This is a genomic window from Saccharopolyspora sp. SCSIO 74807, assembly GCF_037023755.1.
GTDB classification, from domain to species: Bacteria; Actinomycetota; Actinomycetes; order Mycobacteriales; family Pseudonocardiaceae; genus Saccharopolyspora_C; species Saccharopolyspora_C galaxeae.
In genome coordinates, this window is the sequence record NZ_CP146100.1 from 1,666,292 (window position 1) to 1,687,875 (window position 21,584).

19 protein-coding genes and 1 tRNA gene are annotated in these 21,584 nt (G+C 70.7%); 10 read left to right on the top strand and 10 right to left on the bottom strand.

What is annotated here, in order from left to right; all coding sequences use genetic code 11:
* Positions 1 to 93 precede the first annotated feature (93 nt).
* Entirely contained in the window at positions 94 to 1,002 is a 909-nt protein-coding gene (locus V1457_RS07455) for a phosphotransferase family protein (protein ID WP_200068067.1), read from the bottom strand.
* Positions 1,003 to 1,081: 79 nt separating this feature from the next.
* A complete protein-coding gene (locus V1457_RS07460; RefSeq protein WP_200068066.1) occupies positions 1,082 to 2,449 on the bottom strand; it encodes a helix-turn-helix transcriptional regulator in 1,368 nt (455 codons plus the stop codon).
* A 221-nt stretch (positions 2,450 to 2,670) separates the two neighbouring features.
* On the opposite strand from V1457_RS07460, the gene V1457_RS07465 reads away from it, so the two are divergent.
* Both V1457_RS07465 and V1457_RS07470 read left to right on the top strand, forming a co-directional pair.
* A complete protein-coding gene (locus V1457_RS07465) occupies positions 2,671 to 2,955 on the top strand; it encodes a hypothetical protein (RefSeq protein WP_233626543.1) in 285 nt (94 codons plus the stop codon).
* A gap of 13 nt (positions 2,956 to 2,968) precedes the next feature.
* The gene (locus V1457_RS07470) at positions 2,969 to 3,307 is read left to right on the top strand and encodes a hypothetical protein (RefSeq protein WP_200068065.1); all 339 of its coding nucleotides are present in this window, start codon (positions 2,969 to 2,971) and stop codon (positions 3,305 to 3,307) included.
* A 326-nt stretch (positions 3,308 to 3,633) separates the two neighbouring features.
* Here the strand turns inward: V1457_RS07470 and V1457_RS07475 are convergent, their stop codons facing one another.
* Positions 3,634 to 6,570, bottom strand: a complete 2,937-nt coding sequence (locus tag V1457_RS07475; RefSeq protein ID WP_338601792.1) for an L-tyrosine/L-tryptophan isonitrile synthase family protein — start codon at positions 6,568 to 6,570, stop codon at positions 3,634 to 3,636.
* Positions 6,571 to 7,531: 961 nt separating this feature from the next.
* Here V1457_RS07475 and V1457_RS07480 point away from each other — a divergent pair.
* Positions 7,532 to 8,110, top strand: coding sequence for a TetR family transcriptional regulator (locus V1457_RS07480; protein ID WP_338604880.1), 579 nt, complete (start codon positions 7,532 to 7,534; stop codon positions 8,108 to 8,110).
* Here V1457_RS07480 and V1457_RS07485 read toward each other — a convergent pair.
* Entirely contained in the window at positions 8,080 to 9,291 is a 1,212-nt protein-coding gene (locus V1457_RS07485; protein WP_338601795.1) for an amino acid deaminase/aldolase, read from the bottom strand. The two genes, V1457_RS07480 and V1457_RS07485, sit on opposite strands and share 31 nt — an antisense overlap.
* A 96-nt stretch (positions 9,292 to 9,387) precedes the next feature.
* On the opposite strand from V1457_RS07485, the gene V1457_RS07490 reads away from it, so the two are divergent.
* A complete protein-coding gene (locus V1457_RS07490) occupies positions 9,388 to 10,704 on the top strand; it encodes a D-arabinono-1,4-lactone oxidase (RefSeq protein WP_338601798.1) in 1,317 nt (438 codons plus the stop codon).
* Between the two features lie 37 nt (positions 10,705 to 10,741).
* On the opposite strand, the gene V1457_RS07495 is transcribed toward V1457_RS07490, so the two are convergent.
* The 4 genes from V1457_RS07495 to pcaD form a co-directional block, all read right to left on the bottom strand.
* Positions 10,742 to 11,398, bottom strand: a complete 657-nt coding sequence (locus V1457_RS07495) for an SDR family oxidoreductase (RefSeq protein WP_338601801.1) — start codon at positions 11,396 to 11,398, stop codon at positions 10,742 to 10,744.
* Between the two features lie 61 nt (positions 11,399 to 11,459).
* Positions 11,460 to 12,089 carry a hypothetical protein gene (locus tag V1457_RS07500; protein WP_233626540.1) on the bottom strand — a complete coding sequence of 210 codons (630 nt, stop codon included), beginning with the start codon at positions 12,087 to 12,089 and terminating at the stop codon, positions 11,460 to 11,462.
* 263 nt (positions 12,090 to 12,352) lie between these two features.
* A complete protein-coding gene (locus V1457_RS07505; RefSeq protein ID WP_338601806.1) occupies positions 12,353 to 13,135 on the bottom strand; it encodes an IclR family transcriptional regulator in 783 nt (260 codons plus the stop codon).
* Between the two features lie 132 nt (positions 13,136 to 13,267).
* Positions 13,268 to 14,053 (bottom strand): 3-oxoadipate enol-lactonase, encoded by a 786-nt coding sequence (pcaD, locus tag V1457_RS07510; RefSeq protein ID WP_338601809.1) that lies wholly within the window; start codon positions 14,051 to 14,053, stop codon positions 13,268 to 13,270.
* Positions 14,054 to 14,211: 158 nt separating this feature from the next.
* Here pcaD and V1457_RS07515 point away from each other — a divergent pair, with 158 nt between their 5' ends.
* Positions 14,212 to 14,442 carry a hypothetical protein gene (locus V1457_RS07515; RefSeq protein ID WP_200068057.1) on the top strand — a complete coding sequence of 77 codons (231 nt, stop codon included), beginning with the start codon at positions 14,212 to 14,214 and terminating at the stop codon, positions 14,440 to 14,442.
* A gap of 1 nt (position 14,443) precedes the next feature.
* Here V1457_RS07515 and V1457_RS07520 read toward each other — a convergent pair whose 3' ends face one another.
* Together V1457_RS07520 and V1457_RS07525 are read right to left on the bottom strand one after the other, a co-directional pair.
* Entirely contained in the window at positions 14,444 to 14,926 is a 483-nt protein-coding gene (locus tag V1457_RS07520; RefSeq protein ID WP_307849832.1) for an HD domain-containing protein, read from the bottom strand.
* Between the two features lie 241 nt (positions 14,927 to 15,167).
* Positions 15,168 to 15,250 (bottom strand) — tRNA-Leu (locus V1457_RS07525).
* 223 nt (positions 15,251 to 15,473) lie between these two features.
* Here V1457_RS07525 and V1457_RS07530 point away from each other — a divergent pair.
* From V1457_RS07530 to V1457_RS07550, 5 genes are read left to right on the top strand one after another with little or no spacing between them, the layout of a single operon-like run.
* Entirely contained in the window at positions 15,474 to 16,778 is a 1,305-nt protein-coding gene (locus tag V1457_RS07530) for an FhaA domain-containing protein (RefSeq protein ID WP_295142127.1), read from the top strand.
* A 51-nt stretch (positions 16,779 to 16,829) separates the two neighbouring features.
* Positions 16,830 to 17,294, top strand: a complete 465-nt coding sequence (locus tag V1457_RS07535) for an FHA domain-containing protein (protein ID WP_200068055.1) — start codon at positions 16,830 to 16,832, stop codon at positions 17,292 to 17,294.
* Positions 17,291 to 18,727, top strand: a complete 1,437-nt coding sequence (locus V1457_RS07540) for a PP2C family serine/threonine-protein phosphatase (RefSeq protein WP_200068054.1) — start codon at positions 17,291 to 17,293, stop codon at positions 18,725 to 18,727. The genes V1457_RS07535 and V1457_RS07540 overlap by 4 nt, the downstream gene beginning before the upstream one ends.
* Positions 18,727 to 20,136, top strand: coding sequence for an FtsW/RodA/SpoVE family cell cycle protein (locus V1457_RS07545; protein WP_200068053.1), 1,410 nt, complete (start codon positions 18,727 to 18,729; stop codon positions 20,134 to 20,136). Before V1457_RS07540 ends, V1457_RS07545 begins: the two co-directional genes overlap by 1 nt.
* Positions 20,133 to 21,584 (top strand): penicillin-binding protein 2, encoded by a 1,452-nt coding sequence (locus V1457_RS07550; RefSeq protein ID WP_200068052.1) that lies wholly within the window; start codon positions 20,133 to 20,135, stop codon positions 21,582 to 21,584. Before V1457_RS07545 ends, V1457_RS07550 begins: the two co-directional genes overlap by 4 nt.

The following is a 21,584-nucleotide window of genomic DNA, read 5'->3' on the forward strand; positions in this document are numbered from 1 at the left end:
CTGACTACCACGCCAGGGTCACGTCTTTCACCAAGAATCACCGCACGAACAACCTGGGTCGACAAAGTTCGCCCGATCGTACGTATCAACTTCCTAGCGATACGGCTCCCACTGCACCGTGCGATCACCCTCGCGCATCGAACGCAGCCGGATCCGCAGCTGCTCCCGCACACCCGGATTGCTGCGCAGGATCGGCAGCACGCTGGCCGTGATCTTCAGCTCGCGCAGGTCGCGCAACACCTGGAAGCCCGGCCAGGCCGTCACGTCGAAGCCGTAGACCGCGGCCAGCTCCCGGTAGCGCTCCGGCGGTGCGCCGAGCCGCAACATGCCGACCGCCATCGGCGTGAGGTCCCACTCCGGCGGCCCAGCGCACAACGAGTCCAGATCGCACAGCAGCGGCCCCTCCGGACCTGCGATCAGGTTGCCGAGGTGCGCGTCGCCGTGCACCACCGAGCGGGCCAGCGGGAACTCCAGCCGTCCCAACCGCTCCTCGACGTCGTCGCAGTAGTGCTGCAGGAACGCGCAGTCGGCGGCGTCCAGCTCCTCCGCGTCCGCGATGCGCCTGCGCACGTCTTCCATCGGGCGCCATTCGGGCAACGTGGACGGCACCGGCAGCGCGTGCACCTGCCGCAGCAACCCGCCCAGGTCGCTACCGCCCGGCGCCGGGCCGACCTCCGGCACCGCCTGCCACAGCGTCGCCAGATGCCCTCCCGCGCGCACCGGCTGCGCAACTCCCGGCAGCAGCCGCACCGCGGGCACCTGGTGCTCGGCCAGCACGCGACCGGCCTCCACAACGTTGACCGCGCGGTAGGAGAACGACGGAGCCAGCACGATCCGCACGATCACCGGATGCTCCCGCAGCAGGAACACCCCGTTGTTGACGAACCGCACCAGCTTCGCCCCGCGCGGGTCCAACCCCGCGGCGGCGCAGATCTCCGCCAGCGCCATCGCCAGCTTCGGCCGGGTGTAGCGGCCTTCCGCGGCACGGGTGCGCGACGTCATCGAGAACCCATCGGAGTGCGGCCGCGCACCGCCGCCGCAGCGGCCTGCTTCCGGGGCGGCGGCCCCGCGCTCACCGGACTCACGTCTCGCGGAACCGGCGGATCTCTTCGGACAGGTCCCGGGCATCGGAGTTCATCCGGTGCTTGCCCGCCTCCACCTGCAGCGGCTTGATCCGGTCGGCGACCCGGGCCGACTTGACCCGCTCGCCGATCTGCAGCGCCTGCCGCCCGACCTTGATGCCCTGCTGCAGGTCGCCGGCCCGGATGTGGTTGGTGGCCTGCAAGCTCAGCCCGAACACGTGCGTGCGCTGCATGTCCGCGCCGTACGCCTCGTTGCACTTGATCGTCTCGGCCACCGCCAGCGGTGCGTACCGGTCCGGGTCGAACACGGCCAGCGCGTCGTGCGCGGAGCCGATCATCCCGTGCAGGTCGTTCTCGTTGAAGAACCGCACCCAGTCCGGCGCCTCGGTGACGTTCGCGCGGGCGAACTCGTCCTTGGTGCGGCCGACCATCTTCTGCACCTGGTCGGGCTTGTTCAACATGCCGTAGGCCCAGGCCTCGTTCGCGCACAGCACCGCGACGGTCAGCGCCGAACCGGACTCCTGCGCGGCGATCTGGCCGAGCTGGAACAGCTTCAGCGCCTCGTTCGGCTCCTGGTAGTGCAGGTAGACGCGGCCCATCCGGTACAGCACGCTGGCCACCAGGCTGTCGTCCTCGGCCTGCTTGGCGAACTCCAGCGCCTTGCCGAAGTGCCCGCGCGCCGGATCCAGCAGCCCGGTGTCGAACGAAGTCCACCCGGCGAGGCTGTGCATGTCCGCCAGCGACACGTAGAGCTTCTGCTTGACCTGGTCGGATGCGTTCGCATCCAGCAGCTGCTGCGCCCAGGAAAGCTGGGCGACCACGGCGTCCCGGCAGGTGCCGCCGCCGTAGCGGTAGTCCAGGTCGCGTAACGCCTTGGTCGCCGCCTGGATCTGCTGCACGTCGGTCATGCCGATGCGCCCCGGGGCCGGCGTCTGCACATTGCTCGGCACCCAGGTGCTCTCCTCGGCACCGAAGACCGCTGCCCCCATGGTCACCGCCGCGGCGTGGGACAGGAATTTCCGACGCTTCACCGACTCGTCCTCCTCAGCCTGGGGGTCGCTGGAGTTCGCGACCCTCATCGCCGTCGCCCCGTCATAGGCGAGGCCCATGTACCCCCTCGGTATTCCGAGCCCGTCGGCGATGCGGGCCAGCACGTCATAGGCCATGACCTGGCGACCCTTGAGGATCTCGGACACCTCGGACTGCGACTGGCCCGTCGATGCGGCGATCTGGCGCTGCGAAACGCCGACCCGGCGCAGTTGCCGGTAGATCTCGCTGACGTTCCGGGCCGCCAACGCGTCCCGCATCCTTCGCTCGTTCCACACGTCGGGTGTAACGAGCGAGCCGTTCGAACCGATGGTGTTCATTTAGACCCCTCACGCTCTGCACGGGCGTCGATCGCAGAGTAAGGGCACTTCGACAAAGCGGTGAAGTGCGATTCGGCAAAGGTGATCGGCCGAGGTGAACTCCGCCGACCGTTCGTCGTCGCGGTCGGGCCGGTCGTCGCCTACCCGCTACCGCCCGCGGCCGACCCGTTCCAATCTAGTCATCGGTAAGCAACCGAGTACGGAGAGGAACCCGATCGGCAGTGGACGGCATCAAGGAGTCGGACCCGCGGTCCGGCGCGGAGCCCACCGGCAGCGTCCCGGTGCCCGCGCAGGCCGGACCGGAGTCCGGAACTGCCGGCCGCCGCCGTTGGTGGCGGGTGCTGTGCCGCGACGTGCTGCACATCCGCCGCTACCTCACCGTGCTGGTCAACCGGGACAGGGTGGTTCTCGTCGGACCGCCCGGCCGCACCGTGGTGCTGTCGACCGACGGAGTCGGCGAGTTGAGCAACGCACTGCGGAAGGCCGCTGAGCAGGCGAGAGAGTGACGGTGACGTTTCGGTGGACGAGGTATTGGGTCAGGTGCTGCGCAACGCGGTGTGGGAGCGGCTCGACGTGCTGAGCGAGCTGGCGAACCGCGCGGACGCCCCGTCCCTGCTGTCCGTGGCGCGTTCCGAGCTCCCTCGGCTGACCGAGGGGTGGCGAACGCTGCTGGCCGCTCACGACACCGACGACAAGGGCAACTGCACGGAGTGCTCGACCCGATGGCGCCCCCGCAGCGCACCGTGCTCGGTGTGGCGCTCGGCCTACGAGCACCTGGTCGCCGGTGCCCTCGCACCCCGTCCCGCCAGGCACCAGCGCCCGGCGCACGAGCTGCGCCCGGCCGCGCCGGTGCCCTAGGCCGGCGGCCTCGGCGCGGTCCGGTCAGCACCACTCCCTCCCCGAACCGGATCGCCGCCGAGCAACCGCCTGGTGGCCGGCGCACTCCGCCGTGCTCCCCCGACCACGGCGTGGTCGCCGGCCACCACGTAGGAAAAACTCCACAGTGGACATCCCAGTCTTCCGCGGGCCGGTGCTGAGCAACTCCCCTCCCCCGACCGGTACCGGTTCGCGGATTCCAACGGCTCCGGTCCCCTATCCCCGAAGGGGACCGGAGTGGACGAGGGGCCCCGGCGTCCGTTTCCCCGGATGGGCGCCGGGGCCTTTCTATTTCGCACGACCACGCGCTACTTGCGCCTTAGCCGCGCCCGGGCGACCAGTTCGGGATCGAGCCGCACCTCCCCGCGCCCGGGAACGGTGCACCCGGCGGGCACCGCGAACCACGGTTGGCGCGGCCCGAGCAGCGCGGAGTAGACCGGCACGAATCCCTGGTCCTGCAAGGAAACCGCGAAGTCCGCACCCACCGTTCCGCGCGCATCCACCGCCCCCGTCCCCTGCCACGGCAACAGGCCGGAACCGCCGAGGTAGGTGAACCCGCACCGCCCGCGGCGCGCGGCGCTGACGGTGAGGCGGATCCGGTTCGGGAACATCTCCTCGTACCCGAGTTCCTCGTCGACCCGCAGCGTGGCCAGGTAGCGGATCACGATGTGCCAGGCTCGGCGCAGGACGTCCGCGCGCGCCTGCCGCACCGCGGGCGGCACCGCGCTGCCCGCGAGGTCGTAGACGTCCGAATACACCAGCCGCGCCCAGGTGCCGCGCCGCATCCCGGAGGGCACCGGCAGCGGCACCGAGTACACCAGCGACATCAGCATTTCCCGGAACAACACCAGCGCGGGCGCCACCGAATCGTCCACTTCGGACGCTCGCGCGTGCGCGCTGTCCAAGGTGCGCAGCGGGTCGTCGGTGATGTCCAGGCCCCGCAACGCCTCGGTGAGCAGCCGCCGGTAGCGGGCGGCGCGGACCGCGCGTTCGGCGGTCAGGTCGCCGCCGATCCTGCGTGCCGCGGCCGCGTCCACCTCTTCGATCGCGCAAGCCTCGGCGATGCCTGCCAGTTCGGCGTACTCCCGCAGCTTCCGGACGTAGGCACCGGTGATCGACGCCGGCCGCGGCCGGAAGTGCCTGCCGTCGGTGAGGATGCGGAACCGCAGCCCCGGCGGGTGCACAGCGCTCGCCGCCCGGTGCATCTCCCGCAGCCGCAGCAGCGAGCCCAGCTCGGCGAGGTCCGGCAGCGGCCCGGAGGCCTTCAGCCCGTTCAGGTGCTGCTTGACCGGGAAGCCCAGCAGCACCACGTCGATCGGCTGGTCGCCGCGCACGAACGGTTCGGCGTCGCGGCGCAGGTCGGCCACCTGGTAGTTCGCGCGCGCCCCCTTGCGGAACTGCTTGCGGGTGAGCACGTGGTGCAGCGCCCGCAAGGTGCGTTCCACCCGCTGCTCCTGCGTTCCGGGTTCGTCGAGCGCGAAGGTGCTGCGCGCGCTGCTCGCGAGGCGGTCGGCGGCGCGGTCGGCGTCGGCACGCACCGACCGGACCACCTCCAGCGATTCCGCGTGGTCCAGCCGGACGGCCCAGTCCTGCGCGGACCGGTTCGCCCGCAGTTCGCCGATCTGCAGTTCCTCCAGCGAGTGCGTGTGCGACAACCGGGGACCGGGCGCGGGCGCGCGCGGCGTCGTCTCGAACGTCGCGATCGCGCGCTGCGCGTGCGGCTGTTCGCGTTCGGCCACCAGTCCGGGGACTTGCACGCGGATGGTCAACGCGGAGGGGAACGCCTCGCCCAGCGCGATCCGGCCTTCCCGCTGGTCGCCGAACACCGCGATCACGTCGAGCTCGCGCAGTTCCGGTAGTGCCTCGGCCTTCCCGTCCGGCATGCACAGCAGCGGAGCGGTCGGCACGCCCGCGGACGCCAGCACCGCCTCGGTGTGCTCGCGCAACTGCTCGTCGCGTCCGGTGCAGAACACGACCTGGCCGCCCGCGTCGCGCACGTCCCACGCGAACCGGGCAAGGCCCGCGTTGACCACGTCGGTGCGCAGCAGTTCCCGGGGTCGGGCTAGAGCGCGGGAGAACTCGGTGTGCACCGCCGGCCAGTCCACCGCCGGATACTGCGCGCCGAGCCCGCTGAGCTCGACGAACCGCTGCCAGGTGGCTTCGGCGCAGGTCGGCAGCACCGGCAGCGAGTCCGGGCCGGCGAGCTCCGGTATGCCCTCCGGTGCGCCCGGCCGCGGCCCGGCGATCGCGCGAGTGGCTTCGACGGTGCGGCGCAACGGCACGATGCCGCACAGGTCCAGGTCGATCACCACCGCGGGCTGGGGCAACGAGCGGTCCCACCGCCGTTTCCGGGTGCGCTCCTGCACCTGGTGCAGCACGTGCCGGAGCAGTTCGTCCTGTTCGGACTCGACGGTGTGCGCGAACGGCCGCAACTGCGCAACCGACCCGAGCAGCCGCGCGGTGCGCGGCTGCAGGTATCGGAACTCCTCGGTGAGCACCCGTTCGATCCCCGCGCGCGCGGATTCCGCGGCGAACGGCCGGTATCCGATGCGGTCGAAAGCGGCGCCTAGTTCGTCGAGCGCACCGCGCAACGACCGCGCACCGCGCGCGACGGCGACCGGGTGGGCGTCCGCGACCACGCCGGTGGCCACGACTCGGCCGGTGACCGCGAGTTCCGGTGAGAGCTCGAAGGCGGGCCGCGCGTCCTCGCCCGCGAACAGCACCGCGCGGTGCTGCTCCAGTGCGATGCGGAAAGCGCGCACCGCCGGGCGCACGAAGCGCTCGAGGAAGAACCCGAACTCGTGCTCGCGGTGCTCGAACCGGTTGTCCACCAGCAGCTTCAGCAACGCCGGAGCACCGTCCGGGCCAGGCTCGACCAGCGCGCGCGACCCGGCCGCGATGGTTCCGCCGGGGTGCTCCGGGTGTTGCGGACTCGGCTCCGCGTGCTCCGCGCGAGCGGCGAGCACCGCGCAGTGCATCCGCAGCACCGGATCCGTGCGCACCACTGCCGCGAAGCCGTCCGCTGCTGGAAGATCCGGCGCCGGCCCGGGGAGTTGCCTGCTCAGCCGCCGGAGCCAACGCGGATCGTGCCGGGTGCGCCTGGACCGGCAGCGGACCAGCGCGCGGAACAGGTCGGCCCAGGCGGGTTCGGCGCCCAGCGGCACTCCCCGGCCGCGGGAACCGACCAGCCGGAGCTCACCCGCGGACCAGCGGACGCGCTCGGTGTAGCCGCCTGCTTGCAACATCGCGTCCGCTTCCGAAGCGCACAACGGCGCCCAAAGGCCGCGGCGGGACTGCTCCGGTGTTGTTCGCGGTGTCGGGACCGGCCGGGAGACCGGCGTTCGCGCGGTCACCGGGCGAACTGGTGGTGCGCGGGGACGCCCCCGGTGACGGGGCGGCAAGTGCCCGCGGCGAGTTCTCTGGACGGTGGGGACGGGTGGACCTGCCGGACGGCGGCGTTCCCCGGGGTGCAGGGCATTCGGGAACGGGGAGAACGGGGCGCGACGCCGCAGTAGCTCACGATCACCTTTCCGTCACAGCTCGGGACGTTCCGCCTCACACCAGTTGGCGACCGGGAGGCTTCGCCTCACGCTAGATAGTGACTATGTGCGCCAGCAATGTGACCGAATGCATACGCCACGCAGTAACTCCAACCCATCCAGGGTGACCTGCGACACTATGTCGGTAATTGCCTGACGCGGGCACAGGTGTTCCACCGAGCGGGACGCGGCCGCGCGAAGCCACCCCTTCGGTCGACACCGGCCCCGGCATGTCCCCGCCCCGCCGCACCGGCGCGAGCGGCACACTGCACGTGATCGGCCGAATCTGGACGCACCAGTCAGACCGACCGCCTGCCCAGCCGCCACGGCAGCGTCCGGCCATCCGCGCACGCCGCTTCACCAGCTGCGCGGCCGCCGGCCGGCCGCACCTGGCGGTGCTGGAACCGCCCGGGAGCTGAAGAGATCCAGCGAGCCGGACGGGTCCCGGTTGCTGGGAAGATGTGAAAGCGCCACTCGTGGCCGCCAGGATGCCGAGCACGCGGGGTCCGGGTCGGCCACCGGGACCCTCCGCAGCGGGATCGTCAGCACCGCCGACGTCCAGCCCGCGACGGTCCGCACATGTGATCAAGGAGTCGCCTTGCCCGCCGAAGTCGCCCCCCTCCGCCGCAGGCCCGTACAGCAGCGCAGCACCCAGCGGGTGGAGAAGATGCTGGAGTCCTGCGCCGAGCTCATCGACGAGCTCGGCTACGAGGGGGTGACCACCACGCTGATCGCGGAACGCGCCGGTGTCGCGGTCGGCTCGCTGTACCAGTTCTTCCCGGACAAGCGGGCGGTCGTGCAGGAGTTGACGCAGCGCAACCTGGACCGCTTCGTCGCCGCGATCTCCGAGCGGTTCACCACCGCCGACCTGCAGCACTGGTGGGACGCGGTGGACACGGTGATCGACGTCTACATCACCATGCACCGCGACGTGCCGGCGTTCAGCAGGCTGCACTTCGGCGACGTGGTGGATCTGCGGCTGCTGGACGAGACCCAGGACAACAACGCGGTGATCGCGGAGAAGCTGACCGCGCTGCTGGCCAAGGAATTCGACTTGGAAGGCGCGCAGCTGCAACTTCCGCTGTCGGTCGCGGTGGAGGCCGCGGACGCGGTGCTCAACCTCGCGTTCCGCCGCGACGCCGCCGGGGACGCCGAGCTGGTCAGCGAGGCGAAGGAGCTGGTGCGCGGCTACCTGGCGAACCGGCTGCCGCCGGGTCAGCCGAACGACATGCCCTCGCCGCGGTAGGTCGGCGCGCTGCGGAGCAGCGTGCTGCCCTCGACGAGGTGGTAGTGCGTGAACCGCTCGGCGAGTTCGCCCGCCTTGGCGTGCCGCAGCCACACCCGATCACCGAGCCGCAACCCGCGCGCGGCCGCCCCGGCGACCGGGGTCTGCACCTCACCGGCGCCTTCGGCCGCGGTCAGGCGCAGCCCGGGCGGCAGGTGCACGCTCGGCGCCCGGCTCGGCCCGGTCGGTCCGGAAGCGATGTAGCCGCCGCTGAACAGCGTGGCGAACCGGCCGGCGGACTTGCGCACCACCGGCAGCGCGTACAGCACGGCGGGCTGCGGCCGGAACGTGCTGTAGGCGTCGAACAAGGTCGGGCCGATGAGCCCGGAGCCCGCGGCGAGTTCGGTGACCGCCCGCTCGGTGCCGGTGATCTCCAGGCTGCCGGTTCCGCCGCCGTTGACGAATTCCAGCGGCGCGACGCCGCGCACCGCGGCCACCGCTTCGCCGCGGCGTTCCGCCAGTTCCGCGGCGGACCGGCGGCGCATCCAGCGCAGCACCCGGCCTGCCAGCGGACGACCGGGTGGGGCGTCGCCGAGCCCGGCGATCTGGCCTTCGTAGGCCATCATCCCCACCAGCCGGAAACCGTTGCGGCGTTCGACGTGCTCGGCGAGCCGCCGCGCTGCGCGGACTCCGTGCACCGGGGAGCGCCGCGTTCCCACGTGCGCGCCGGGCAGCGGCCGCCACGAAGCGTCCAGTTCCAGGCAGATCCGCAGGTCCGGACGGCGCGAGCCGGTCGCGGCATCGACGTAGTCGAGGTGGTCGGCGGAATCGACCATGATCGTGATCGCGGCGGCCGCGGCCGGATCGGCGGCGAGCTCGCGCAACGCTCGGCGGTCGGTGGTGGGGTAGGCGACGAGGATGTCGTTGCTGGTGCCCGCCCGGTGCAGCCAGAGCGCCTCGGACAGGCTGTAGGCCATCAACCCCGCGTATCCGGGTTCGGCCAGCGCCAGCTCGAGCAGTTCGCGGCAGCGCACGGACTTCGTCGCGATCCGGATCGGGGTGCCGTGCGCCCGGCGGGCCAGATCGCGGGCGTTGCGCCGGAAGGCTTCGAGGTCGGCGACGGCGAACGGCGGGTCGAGTTCGCCGGTCGCCCGGTCCAGGTCGGCAGCGCGGGCCGATGCTGCGGTGCGGTTGCTCGCCACCTGACACACCGTAAGCGAAGGGGGTTGTTAAGTGAATCTCTTTCACATAATTTCTGGCTCAGCGCGGCTCGATCCGCGCGGGCGAGGAGGACGCGGATGTCCCGAACGACGCCGAGCTGGCGGAACTGGGCGCGCACGGTCAGCCGCGACCCGGCCGCGACCGCCCGGCCGCGCGACCCCGAGCACGCCGCGGAACTGCTGATCGCCTCCGCGCGCGGCGGGCGCACCGTCCGGCCGCTGGGCAGCGGGCACTCGTTCACCGGCGTCGGCGCGCCCGCAGACGGCGCGCTCGCGCTCGACCTGAGCCAGTGGAGCGGCATCGAGCACGCCTGCCCACCGCACGTCACCGTTCTCGCAGGCACACCGCTGCACCGGCTCAACAGGGAACTGGCCGAGCTCGGACTGGCGCTGCCGAACCTCGGCGACATCGACCGGCAGACCGTCGCAGGCGCGATCTGCACCGGCACCCACGGCACCGGAGCCGCGCTCGGCGGGCTGGCCACCCAGGTGGCCGGACTCGAACTGCTGCTCGCCGACGGGACGCTGCGCCGCTGCTCGGCCACCGAGAACCCCGAGCTGTTCGCCGCCGCCCGCATCGGCCTGGGCGCGCTGGGTGTGCTGACCAAGGTGACCTTGCGCTGCGTACCCGCGTTCGACCTGGAAGCCGACGAGCACCCGGAACCGCTGGACGACGTGCTGGCGCGGTTCGACGAGCTGGCCGATGGCAACGACCACTTCGAGTTCTACTGGTTCCCGCACAGCCGCCGGACGCTGGTCAAGCGCAACAACCGGTTGCCCGCCGGTCGGCACCCCGAGCCGCTGGGACGGGTGCGCGAGTTCTTCGAGTACGAGCTGATGGAGAACCGGGCCTTCGGCGCGGTGTGCCACCTCGGCCGCGCGTGGCCCGGCCTGGTCCGGCCGCTCAACCGGTTCTGCGCCGCGACCTGGTCGGCCCGGCACTACAGCGACGTCGCGCGGAAGGTGTTCGTCACCCGGCGCCGGGTGCGCTTCGTCGAGTCGGAGTACGCGATCCCGCGCGCCGAGCTGCCCGGCGTGCTCACCGCCCTGCGCACCGCCGCCGACCGGCTCGCCGAGCCCGTGATGTTCCCGGTCGAAGTGCGGGTCGCCGCTGCCGACGACATCTGGCTGTCCACCGCGCACCAGCGGGAAACGGCTTATGTGGCGGTGCACCAGTTCGCCGGGATGCCGCACCGCGCCTGGTTCGACGCCTTCTGGTCCATAGTGGACTCGGTGGGCGGGCGGCCGCACTGGGGCAAGCTGCACCGGCTGGACGCGGCCGCGTTGCAGCAGCGCTATCCGCGCTTCGACGACTTCCGCCGACTGCGGACCGAACTCGACCCGGGCGGCCTGTTCGCGAATCCCTACCTGGCCCGGGTCCTCGGCCCGGGGTGAGCGAACCGCGCCATTCGCGCGGCCCGCTCACCGAGCTTCAGGAAACGACCTCGCGAACCGCCTCCGCGACGGGAGTCGCACCGCTGATCAAGGTGAGCGCGTGGCCGGTCGACTTCGGCTCGTCCAGCAGCGCGACCAGCACCGCGGCCACGTCCGAGCGCGGAATCTCCGCCCGCTGCAGCTCCGTGGTCAGCAACACCTGCCCGGTGGGCTGATCATCGGTGAGGATGCCGGGACGCAAGATCGTCCAATCCAGGTCCCGCTCGCGCAGATCCTGCTCCGCGGCGCGCTTGGCATCCAGGTACGCGCCGAACACCTCACCCACGTCCGGCGGGTTCGGATTCGCCGTACCGATTGCGCTGACCTGCACGAACCGCCGCACGCCCGCCTGCTCGCAGGCGCGCGCCAGCAGCGCGGAAGCGCCGCGGTCGACGGTTTCCTTGCGGGCCACGCCGCTGCCCGGACCGGCGCCCGCGGCGAACACGGCGGCATCAGCGCCTTCGAGGTGACCGGCCAGCGTGTCCGCATCGGCCGATTCCAAGTCGAGCACCACCGGTTCCGCGCCGTCCGCGCGCAGGTCGTCGGCGTGCTCCGGATTGCGGATCAACCCGGTCACCGCGTCACCCCGGTCGGCCAGCCGACGCGTCAGGTGTCGGGCGATCTTTCCATGTCCTCCGGCTACCACGACTCGCATGACCAGCACCCTATGACCGCACCGCGGCAGCGCGCACAGATCGGGCTCGGCTGCGGCTGCGTCAGCTGCGCGAAGGCGCCGGCGCCTCGGCGCAGAGCAGTTGCTGGTAGACGACCTCGTTGACCCAGCGGGAAACGGCCGTGTGCTCGATCGGCGGCGCGTCCGCGAACGACCTGCCCGGCAGCTGGACCTGCACGTTCTCCGAGTCCGCGCTGAGCACCGCCACGCCGAACTGCCGAGCCCGGATCAGGCAGGTGGACATGAAGTCGCTGGCGTCGGTGACGCTCTTGGGCACCACGATCGCGGTGCTGGTGAACCGGGCGAACGGCACCGCGGCCGTCAGCGCGGTCCGCCAGTGCCGCGCCGGGGCGAGCATCCCCGCCAGGTGCGCTCCGGGCGGCGGTACCCGCCCGTCCATCTCCGGCCACACCCAGGTGGCTATCTCGGCCCGGTCCAGCACCGGCTCGCTGCCGAAGCACAGCCGCTCGGCGTGCGCGTCCGGGACCAGCTCGGCCACCGGGACAACGTGCCTGCCCAGCATCTTGACCGGCGGCAGCACACTGCCCGCCCAGCCGAGCGCGTCCGCGGCCAGCGTCGAGAGCTTGCCGATGGAGGCCGGTAATTCGAGCGGCGACCGCACCTGGGCCGAGCAGACCCGGACCTCGTTGTCGACCGTGGTACGTCCCGGCATTCCGGTCACGGCTCCCCGCCTCCCTCGATGCGCTGACCGTCCGCGAAAAAGCGCTTGCGCACCCGGCGGATGTGCATCCCGGCCGGGCAGTTCGACTAAAACAGGTCCCGGCCGTTTCCTCTGCGCCGTCGCGGTGTTCCTGCGACCGGCGGCGCTGGGCGGTCGGTGACCGGTCGGTGAGCGGTTGGCCGACTTCAGCCCGGCGGTGCGGCCAATCAGGTGACGCACGGAAGGGGCGTCAGCCTTCCTGCGCCGATCACCGGTCAGCCCACTCCGGAGTGCGCCCCAGACTGTTCCAGCAGCCGCCTGCGAATCGCCTCCGCCGCCGGCAGCAACGGCTTGACCAGCTTGGAAGGCTCGGCGCGGACGCTGCGTGCGACGAGCCCGAGCGCGGCGATCACGGCCCCGTCCCCGGCCCGCAGCGGCACCGCCACCGAACAATTACCGAGCGTCATCTCCTCGGACGTTTGCGCGAACCCCCGGCTGCGCACCGCGTGCAGCTCACGGCCCAACCGCCCGGGCTCGGTGATCGTGTACGGGGTGTGCCGGGCAAGTCCCTGCTCGCAGTACTCGTGCACGACGACGGCCGGCGCGTGGGCCAGCAGCACCTTGCCGACTCCGGTGCTGTGCAGCGGCAACCTGCCACCCGTCCGAGAAACGATCGACACCGATCGAGGGGCGGTCAGCTTCTCCACGTACACGGCATCCCAGCGATCGCGCACCGCGAGGTGCACGTTTTCCCGCGTCGTCTCGCACAGCTCCTGCATGAACGGCAGCGCGGCGTCGCGCAGGCTCGTGTTCAGCGGCGCGAGCATCCCGATCTCCCACAGCCGCAGGCCGATCGCGTAGCGCCCGTCGGCGTCGCGCTGCAGCGCGCCCCAAAGCTCCAGCTCACCGACCAGCCGGTGCGCCGTGGCCAGCGGGATTCCCGCGCGCCGCGCGATCGCGGTCAGCGTCAGCCGGCTGTGCTCGAGGTCGAACGCGGTCAGCACGCTCAACGCGCGAGCCGTCACCGACCGCCCGGCATCCCGGCTGTTGCCCGCCATCGAACCTCCCGCGGCGAAACCACCGGACGGCGTCACCCGATCAACTCCGCCCGCGCAAGGTCCAGCCCAGCACAGTCCCCGCCCCCGGCCAAGACCCGGATTCCGACGCGGGCACCGGGTTTCCCGGCGAGTTCACGGCCGGACGGCGAGATGCCCGGTGAGCAACCGGTCGAAGTCCGCGGCGCGTTCGACGTTGGCGAGGTGCGCGGCGTGCGGCAGTACTTCCAGGCGGGCGTTGTCGCCGATGCCGTCCGCGATCGCGGCGCCGTGCTCCGACGGCGTCGCCGGATCGTCCGCGCCGGAGATCACCAGCGTCGGCGCGCTGATCGCGGGCAGGTCCGCGCGCAGGTCGGCGTGCGCGATCACCTCGCAGCACAGCGCGTACGCCTCGTCGTCGGTGCCCGCGATCATCGCCGCGTAATCGGCGGTCTCCACGCTGTGGTGCTCGCGGAAGTACGGCGTGAACCAGCGCTCGATGGTCGGCGAGACCAGCTCGTTGGTGCCGTGCTCGCGCGCCGCACGCGCGCGGTCCAGCTCGGTCTCCCGCCCGTCCAGCCAGGCCGACGTGCAGCACACCGTCAGCGTGTCGATCCGGTCCGGGGCGTGCGCGGCCAGCCACAACCCGATCATGCCGCCGAGCGAGGAACCCGCGAACGACGCGGACCGGATTTCCAGGTGGTCCAGCAGCACGAGCACGTCCTCGGCCAAGTCCTCCAGCAGGTAGGGGCCGGGCGGCGCCTGCGAAAAGCCGTGACCGCGCTGGTCGTAGCGCACCACGCGGTGGTGCTCGGTGAGGGCGGGGAGTTGCGATCCCCACATCTCGCGGGTGCCTCCCAGCGCGTTCGACAGGACCAGCGCGGGACCGTCCGCCGGGCCTTCGACCTCGGCGTGCAGACCCAGTTCTTCCCAACTGCGCAAACCGGCTCCTTTCTCCGTCGTCGACGGCTTACCCGCGGCCGGGCCGGTCATGCCCGCGGGCACTATCCGAAACTGTTCAGTTCACTCGACCGATACCTGTGGAGGTGCGGGTCGCGCCGTTAGCGTGTCCGAACCGGACCGCGGCGTGGGGAGGCGCTATGCGCGAAACGGTGTATTGGCTGGTCGGACCGGGTGCGCGAGTGCGCCACGCGGTGGAGTTCGCACCCGGGACGTTCCCCGGCGGCCAGTTGCTGCCGACCGTCTGCAACCGCTGGATCAAGATCCCGTTCGCGGGCGGCGGACACGCCGAGTCGATCATCCAGCGTTGTCCGGAGTGCACGTCGGCGGTCCGGCCGCACCAACCGTGCGAAGTCACCTGGAACGCTTGAGTCAGCTCCCGATTCCCAGCAACTCCCGCATTTCGGCGTACTTGCGGGCCAGCCGCCCCGCGGTCGCCGCATCCAGTTCGGCGAGCCGCTGCGGGTCGGCGTTGTGCGCGAGATCTGATCGCTTGACCAGCAGTGCGCCGGGAGTCGCCAGGATCCGCCGGGCGTATTCGGCTTGATCCTCCCCATCGCGCCTGGTCAAGGCGAGCACGATGCTCCTGGTGCGCTCCGACAGGTCCGCGCGTGCGAGCCATTCCGGGCTGACCGCGCCGTCCTCGACCGCGTCGTGCAGCCAGGCGGCAGCGATCTGGCAGTCGTCGCCGCCGGCGGAGATGACCCCCGCCGCGACCGCCGCCAGGTGCTCCGCGTACGGCCGACCGGCCTTGTCCACTTGGCCGGCGTGCGCTTTCCGGGCCACCTCTTCGACTTCGACCAAACCCAGCACAACGCCACCTTCTACCCGCACCGCGACCATGACCTTCCCCACTCGTCCAAAGCTGAGGAAAGTCTCACCCCCGAAAACCCCACCAGAGCACCCCCACCGACCGCCGAAGGCCGGTCCCCCAGGACCGCCGAAGGCTGGTCCCCCACCCAGACCGGGAACCGTCCCAATCGCAAGGAGCCCGCGAAACGCGCCCAGCCGCACCGCAGGGGGCTTGGGGGACTCGGTCCCCCAACCAATACGACGAGAAAAGACCCCCGGCGCAGCAGCCGAGGGCCTTTTCGAGTGGGCGAGGAGGGAGTTGAACCCTCACGTCCTTCCGGACACACGGACCTGAACCGTGCGCGTCTGCCATTCCGCCACTCGCCCGTGGCTCGGTCCGAAGCTTATCTTGCCCGCTCCGGCCGTTCGCACCGGGGGGTCCGCTGCACCTGGTTGGTACCGGCCCGCCGTCGTGCTGGCGAGAAGAACATTAGCACCACGCGGCAAACGACTTTCGGCAGGGGGTCGACGAGTTGGGAACTGGGCGGTGTCCCGCCCCGTTGACCCAGATACGATGGTCGTCGGAGTCGTACGTGTGGAGGGGATTGTCGTGGGCCTCGTGCAGCGCTTCGAGCGCAGGCTCGAAGGCATGGTCGGCAATGGCTTCGCGCGTGTGTTCGGCGGGAAGGTCGTCCCGCAAGAGGTCGCGCAGGACTTGCAGCGGGAAGCCGACATGCAGTTGCGCGAGCTCGCGGGTGGCAGGCTGCTGGCGTGCAACCACTACGCCGTGCTGCTGAGCCCGTCGGATCACGAGCGGCTCGCCGGTGATGAGGACCGGGTTATCGACCTCCTCACCGACTGCGTTCAGGAGCACCTCACAGAGCAGGGGTGGGACACATATGGTGACGTCGTAGTCTCCCTGGAGCGCTCTGAGACGCTGCACACGGGACAGTTTCGTATCAAGTCGTCCGTCGACCCCGATGTAAAACGTCGGACGGCCACCCCTCGTACCGCAGGAGACCGACCCATGAGCCAGCCACCAGGCCACTATCCCCAGGGAGATCCGTACGGCCAGCAGGGTCAGTACGGCTACGACCAGGGCTACGGGCAGAACCAGTACGGCCAGGACCCCAACTACGGCTACGGCCAGCAGCCCGGCTACGGGCAGCAGCCGCCGGGCTACGAGCAGGCCCCCGGGTACGCCCAGCCGCCGCAGCCGGGTTACGACCCCTACGGCCAGCAGCCCGGCTACGGCCAGCAGCCCGGTTACGACCAGGGTTACGGGTACGGCCAGCCGCCGCAGCCCGGCTACGACCCCTACGGCCAGCCGCCGCAGCCGGGTTACGGCCAGCCGCCGCAGCCGGGCGGGGGCTACCCGCCGAGCACTCCTGGCGGTTTCCCGCAGCAGCCGGGCTACGACCAGGGCTACGGGCAGGGTTACGCGCAGCCGCCGCAGGGCTACGACCCCGGCTACGGCCAGCAGCCCGGTTATGACCAGGGCTTCGGCCAGCCGCCGCAGCCGGGCTACGACCAGGGCTTCGGCCAGCCGCAGCCCGGTTTCGACCAGGGCTTCGGCCAGCCCGGTGGCTACCCGCCGAACGCTCCGGGGTATCCGGACCAGCGCCAGCTGACCGCTACGCTGCAACTCGACGACGGGTCGAACCGCTCGTACACGCTGCAGCACGGCTCCAACGTGATCGGCCGCGGCCAGGAGGGGCAGTTCCGGCTGCCCGACACCGGCGTCTCGCGCAAGCACATCGAGATCACCTGGGACGGCATGTCGGCGATGCTGGCGGACCTCGGTTCCACGAACGGCACCACGGTGAACGGCACGCCGGTGCAGACTTGGCAGCTGGCGGACGGGGACGTGGTCCGCGTCGGCCACTCGTCCCTGGTGTTCCGCAGCCAGGGCTGACCGGTTCCCGGTCGCCTGGCTCCGACGACGGAGTAGGAGCGTTCACAACAAGTGCCAGAGCTGGTTATTCAGCTGACCAGAGCAGGGTTCCTCGCCCTGCTCTGGTTGTTCGTGCTGGCCGCGCTTCGCGTGGTTCGTTCCGATCTGTACTCCGCCTCCGGCATGCGGGTGTCGATGCCGGGGGCGGGCAAGACGTCGAGCAAGCAGGCCCGCGGCAGGAGCAAGGCGCCACGGCAGATGGTCGTGACGCACGGCCCGCTGGCGGGCACGCGCATCTCGCTCGAAGGGCGGCCGATCATGATCGGCCGAGCCGACGACTCCACGTTGGTGCTGGACGACGACTACGCGTCGACCCGGCACGCGAGGTTGTCGCTGCGCGGCAACGACTGGTACGTGGAAGATCTAGGCTCTACTAACGGCACATACCTCGATCGGGCGAAGGTCACGGGAGCTTCCAAGGTCCCGCTCGGCGTTCCGATCAAAATCGGCAAGACGGTGATCGAGCTGCGCTCATGACCCTCGTCCTTCACTACGCAGCCCGCAGCGACCGCGGCCTGGTTCGTTCCAACAACCAGGACTCGGTCTATGCCGGCCCACGACTCCTCGCCCTCGCGGACGGCATGGGTGGCCATGCCGCCGGTGAGGTCGCCAGCAAGGTCGTCATCGCGGCGCTGGCGCCGCTGGACGACGACGAACCCGGCGACGACCTGCTCGGGCACCTGCGGCAGGCAGTGCTGTCCGGCAATGGTGCGATCTCCGAGCTGGTCTCGCACGATCCCGACCTGGACGGGATGGGGACCACGCTGACCGCGGTGCTGTTCGCGGGCAGCAAGCTGGGGCTGGTGCACATCGGCGACTCCCGCGCCTACCTGGTGCGCGACGGCGAGCTTTCCCAGATAACCCACGACGACACCTTCGTGCAGTCGCTGATCGACGAAGGCCGGATCACCGAAGAGGAGGCCGCCAACCACCCGCAGCGCTCGCTGCTGCTGAAGGCGTTGACCGGCCACGAGGTGGAGCCGAGCCTGGCGGTGCGCGAGGCCCGTGCGGGCGACCGCTACCTGCTGTGCTCGGACGGCCTCACCAGCCCGGTCAGCGAGGAGACGATGGCCGAGGCGCTGCGGATCGCCGACCCGCAGGCGTGCGCAGATCGGATGATCGAGCTCGCGCTGCGCGGCGGCGGCCCGGACAACGTCACGGTGATCGTCGCCGACGTGGTGGACGTCGAATTCGGCGAGGACGCCCCGATCGTCGGGGGCGCCGCGGGAGTCGGAGAGGAGGATCCGCAGCCGGACTCTTCGGCCGCCCGCGCCAGCGCGGCGACGCTGCCGAAGCAGCCGCAGCAGCGGTACGACACATCCCCCCCTCCTGACCAACGCACGCACCGGCGAGGCCGGCTGCGTGCGCTGCTCGTGACCTGCGGAGTGCTGGCGGTGCTGGTCATCGCGGCCTTGGTGGGGCGCTGGTGGGTGCTCAACCAGTACTACATCGGCGTCAACCAGGCCGACGACGTGGTGATCTTCCAGGGCTTGCAGGGAAGTGCGCTGGGCGTGTCGCTGCGCTGGCAGGTGGAGGACTCCTGCCCGCAGGGCTCGGCGGCCGACTGCAAGCCGATCGGCATCAACGACCTGCAGGAGGCGCGCCGGACCGACGTGCGCAGCGGGATCACTGATGTGAACGGGCTGGAAGCGGCTCGCGAGTCGATGCGGCGGCTGCGGATGAATTCGCTGCTGCCGCAGTGCGAGGAGCCGAAGCCGGAACCGCCGCAGCAGCCCACTCCCCCACCGGCGGACAACCCCGCGCCCGGGAGCACGCCTCCGGGCGCCCCGGCGACGTCCACCGCACCGGGCCAGCCGCCGTCACCGCCGAGCCCGCCGCCGTCGCCGACCGACACCCCGCTGGTCTCGGTGCAGCAGACTCCCGGTGTCACCTGCCGGACGGTGAGCTGATGGCACAGCCGGAAGCCGCCTCCGAGACCCACGGGTCGGCTCCGGCTCCGCGGGGCAACACCCGCCGGGGCACCGAGCTGACCATGCTCGTGTTCTCCGCGGCGATCGTCACGGTCGCGATCATGCTGGTGGAGATCAGCCAGGAGAACACGGTCACGCGCCAGCTGTTCTACTACGGCGCGGCGTACCTGGCCCTGTTCGGCGGCGCGCACCTCGCGGTGCGCAAGTGGGCGCCGTACGCGGATCCGCTGATCCTGCCGCTGGTGGCGCTGCTGAACGGGCTCGGGATCGTGATGATCCACCGGATCGACATCGCATCGGGCAGCAGCTACACGATCCGGCAGATCGTGTGGCTCACGTTGAGCCTGGTGCTGTTCCTGCTGGTGCTGATCTTCGTCAAGGATCACCGGCTGCTGGCGAAGTACAGCTTCACCTGCGGGTTCGTCGGTCTGGCGCTGCTGGCGCTGCCCGGCGTGCTGCCGAGCGCGATCTCCGAGGCCAACGGCGCGAAGCTGTGGATCAAGATCGGTCCGCTGGGCGTGCAGCCCAGCGAGTTCGCCAAGATCCTGCTGATGGTCTTCTTCGCGTCGTTCCTGGTGTCCAAGCGCGACCTGTTCACCACGGCCGGCCGCAAGTTCCTGAACGTGGAGCTGCCGCGACCGCGCGACCTGATGCCGATCCTGGTGGCCTGGGCGGCCGCGATCGGCATCGGTGTGCTGGAGAAGGACCTGGGCACGTCGCTGCTGTTCTTCGGCATCGTGCTGGTGATGATCTACATCGCCACCGAGCGCGCGATCTGGGTGGTGCTGGGCCTGTCGCTGTTCGCGGGGGGTGCCTTCCTCGCGTTCCAGCTGGTCGGCCGCGTGCAGGACCGGGTCAACGGCTGGCTGAATCCGCTCAGCGAGGACGACACCGTCTACCAGCTCCGGGAAGCGCTGTTCGGCCTCGGTTACGGCGGCATCGGCGGGACCGGCCTGGGCAACGGAAGCCCCGAGCGGGTGCCGTTCTCGTTCAGCGACTTCATCGTCACGTCGCTGGGTGAAGAGCTCGGGCTGGTCGGCCTGATGGCGATCTTCATGATGTACCTGATGCTGATGATGCGCGGTCTGCGCAGCGCATTGGCGGTGCGCGACTCTTTCGGCAAGCTGTTCGGCGGCGGGCTGTCGTTCGTGCTCGCCCTGCAGTTGTTCGTGGTGGCCGGTGGTGTCACCGGGTTGATCCCGCTGACCGGCCTTACTGCGCCGTTCCTGGCGTACGGCGGTTCCTCGCTGCTGGCGAACTACATCCTGATCGCGTTCCTGCTGCGCATCTCGGACGCGGCGCGCCGACCGCAGACTCCGGCCAAGCCGAAGCAGCAGCAGGCGCCGATCGCCGAAGCACATACCGAGCTGGTGGAGCGTCCGCGATGAACAAGCCGTTGCGCCGGGTGGCGATGGCCATGATGGCGATGGTGCTGCTGCTGATGGGCAACGTCACCTACGTGCAGGTGATCCAGGCCGGTGAGCTGCGGGACCACCCGCAGAACCGCCGGACGATCTACGACGAGTACTCCCACCAGCGCGGGCAGATCATCGCGGGCGGGCAGTCCGTGGCCAACTCGGTGGAGACCCCGGACGAGCTGAAGTACCTGCGCACCTACCCGAAGGGGCCGGCGTACGCGCCGGTGACCGGGTTCTACTCCGCCTCCCACGGCTCCAACGGCATCGAACGGGCCAAGGACAAGATCCTCAACGGCTCGGACGACAGCATGGCCTTGGGGCGGCTCTCGGACATGATCACCGGTCGCGACCCCGCGGGCGGGGACGTGGAGCTGACCATCGACTCGGCCATGCAGGAGACCGCCTACCAGCAGCTCACCAGCAAGGGCTACCAAGGCTCGGTGGTGGCGCTGAACCCGAAGAGCGGCGAAATCCTGAGCATGGCCAACGCGCCCTCCTACGACCCGAACCCGCTGGCTTCGCACAACCGCAACGTCGCCGCGAAGCACTGGAAGGCGCAGGAGAACGCCGAGGGCTCGCCGATGAGCAACCGCTCGGTCTCCGAGATCTACCCGCCCGGTTCGACCTTCAAGCTGATCACCACGGCGGCCGCGCTGGACAGCGGCTACCAGCCGAACAGCCCGGTCACCCGCGACTCGTCGATCACGCTGCCGAACACGAACACGCAGCTGCCGAACTACGGCGGCAACACCTGCAAGGGCGGGACGCTGACCGAGGCGCTGGCGCACTCGTGCAACACCGCGTTCGCCGAGGTCGCGGGCAAGGTCGGCGCCGACAAGCTGCGCGAAACCGCAGGCAAGTTCGGGTTCGGCAAGGACCTGCAGATCCCGATGGAGGTCGCCAAGTCCGACCTCGGCCCGATGTCCGATCCCGCCTCGCTGTACCAGAGCGGCATCGGCCAGCGCGACGTGCGCGTCACCCCGATGCAGAACGCGATGATGGCCGCCGCGATCGCCAACGACGGCAAGCTGATGAAGCCGCAGCTGGTCAAGAGCACCCGGGCGCCGGACATGGAGGTCATGGACCAGCTGCAGCCGGAGCAGATGAGCCAGGCCGTGTCCGCGAACGCCGCTCGGCAGATCAAGGACATGATGCTGCAGTCGGAGAAGTACACGAAGGGCTCCGGCAAGATCTCCGGCGTCGACATCGCCTCCAAGACCGGCACCGCCCAGCACGGCGACGAGGGCGACAAGCCGCACGGCTGGTACGTGGCGTTCGCGCCCGCTGAGGACCCGCAGATCGCGGTCGCGGTCATCGTCGAGAACGGTGGCGACGAGGGCGCCGAGGCGACCGGTGGTTCGATCGCCGCCCCGATCGGCCGCGAGGTGATCCGCGCGGGCTTGCAGGGAGGTGGCTGA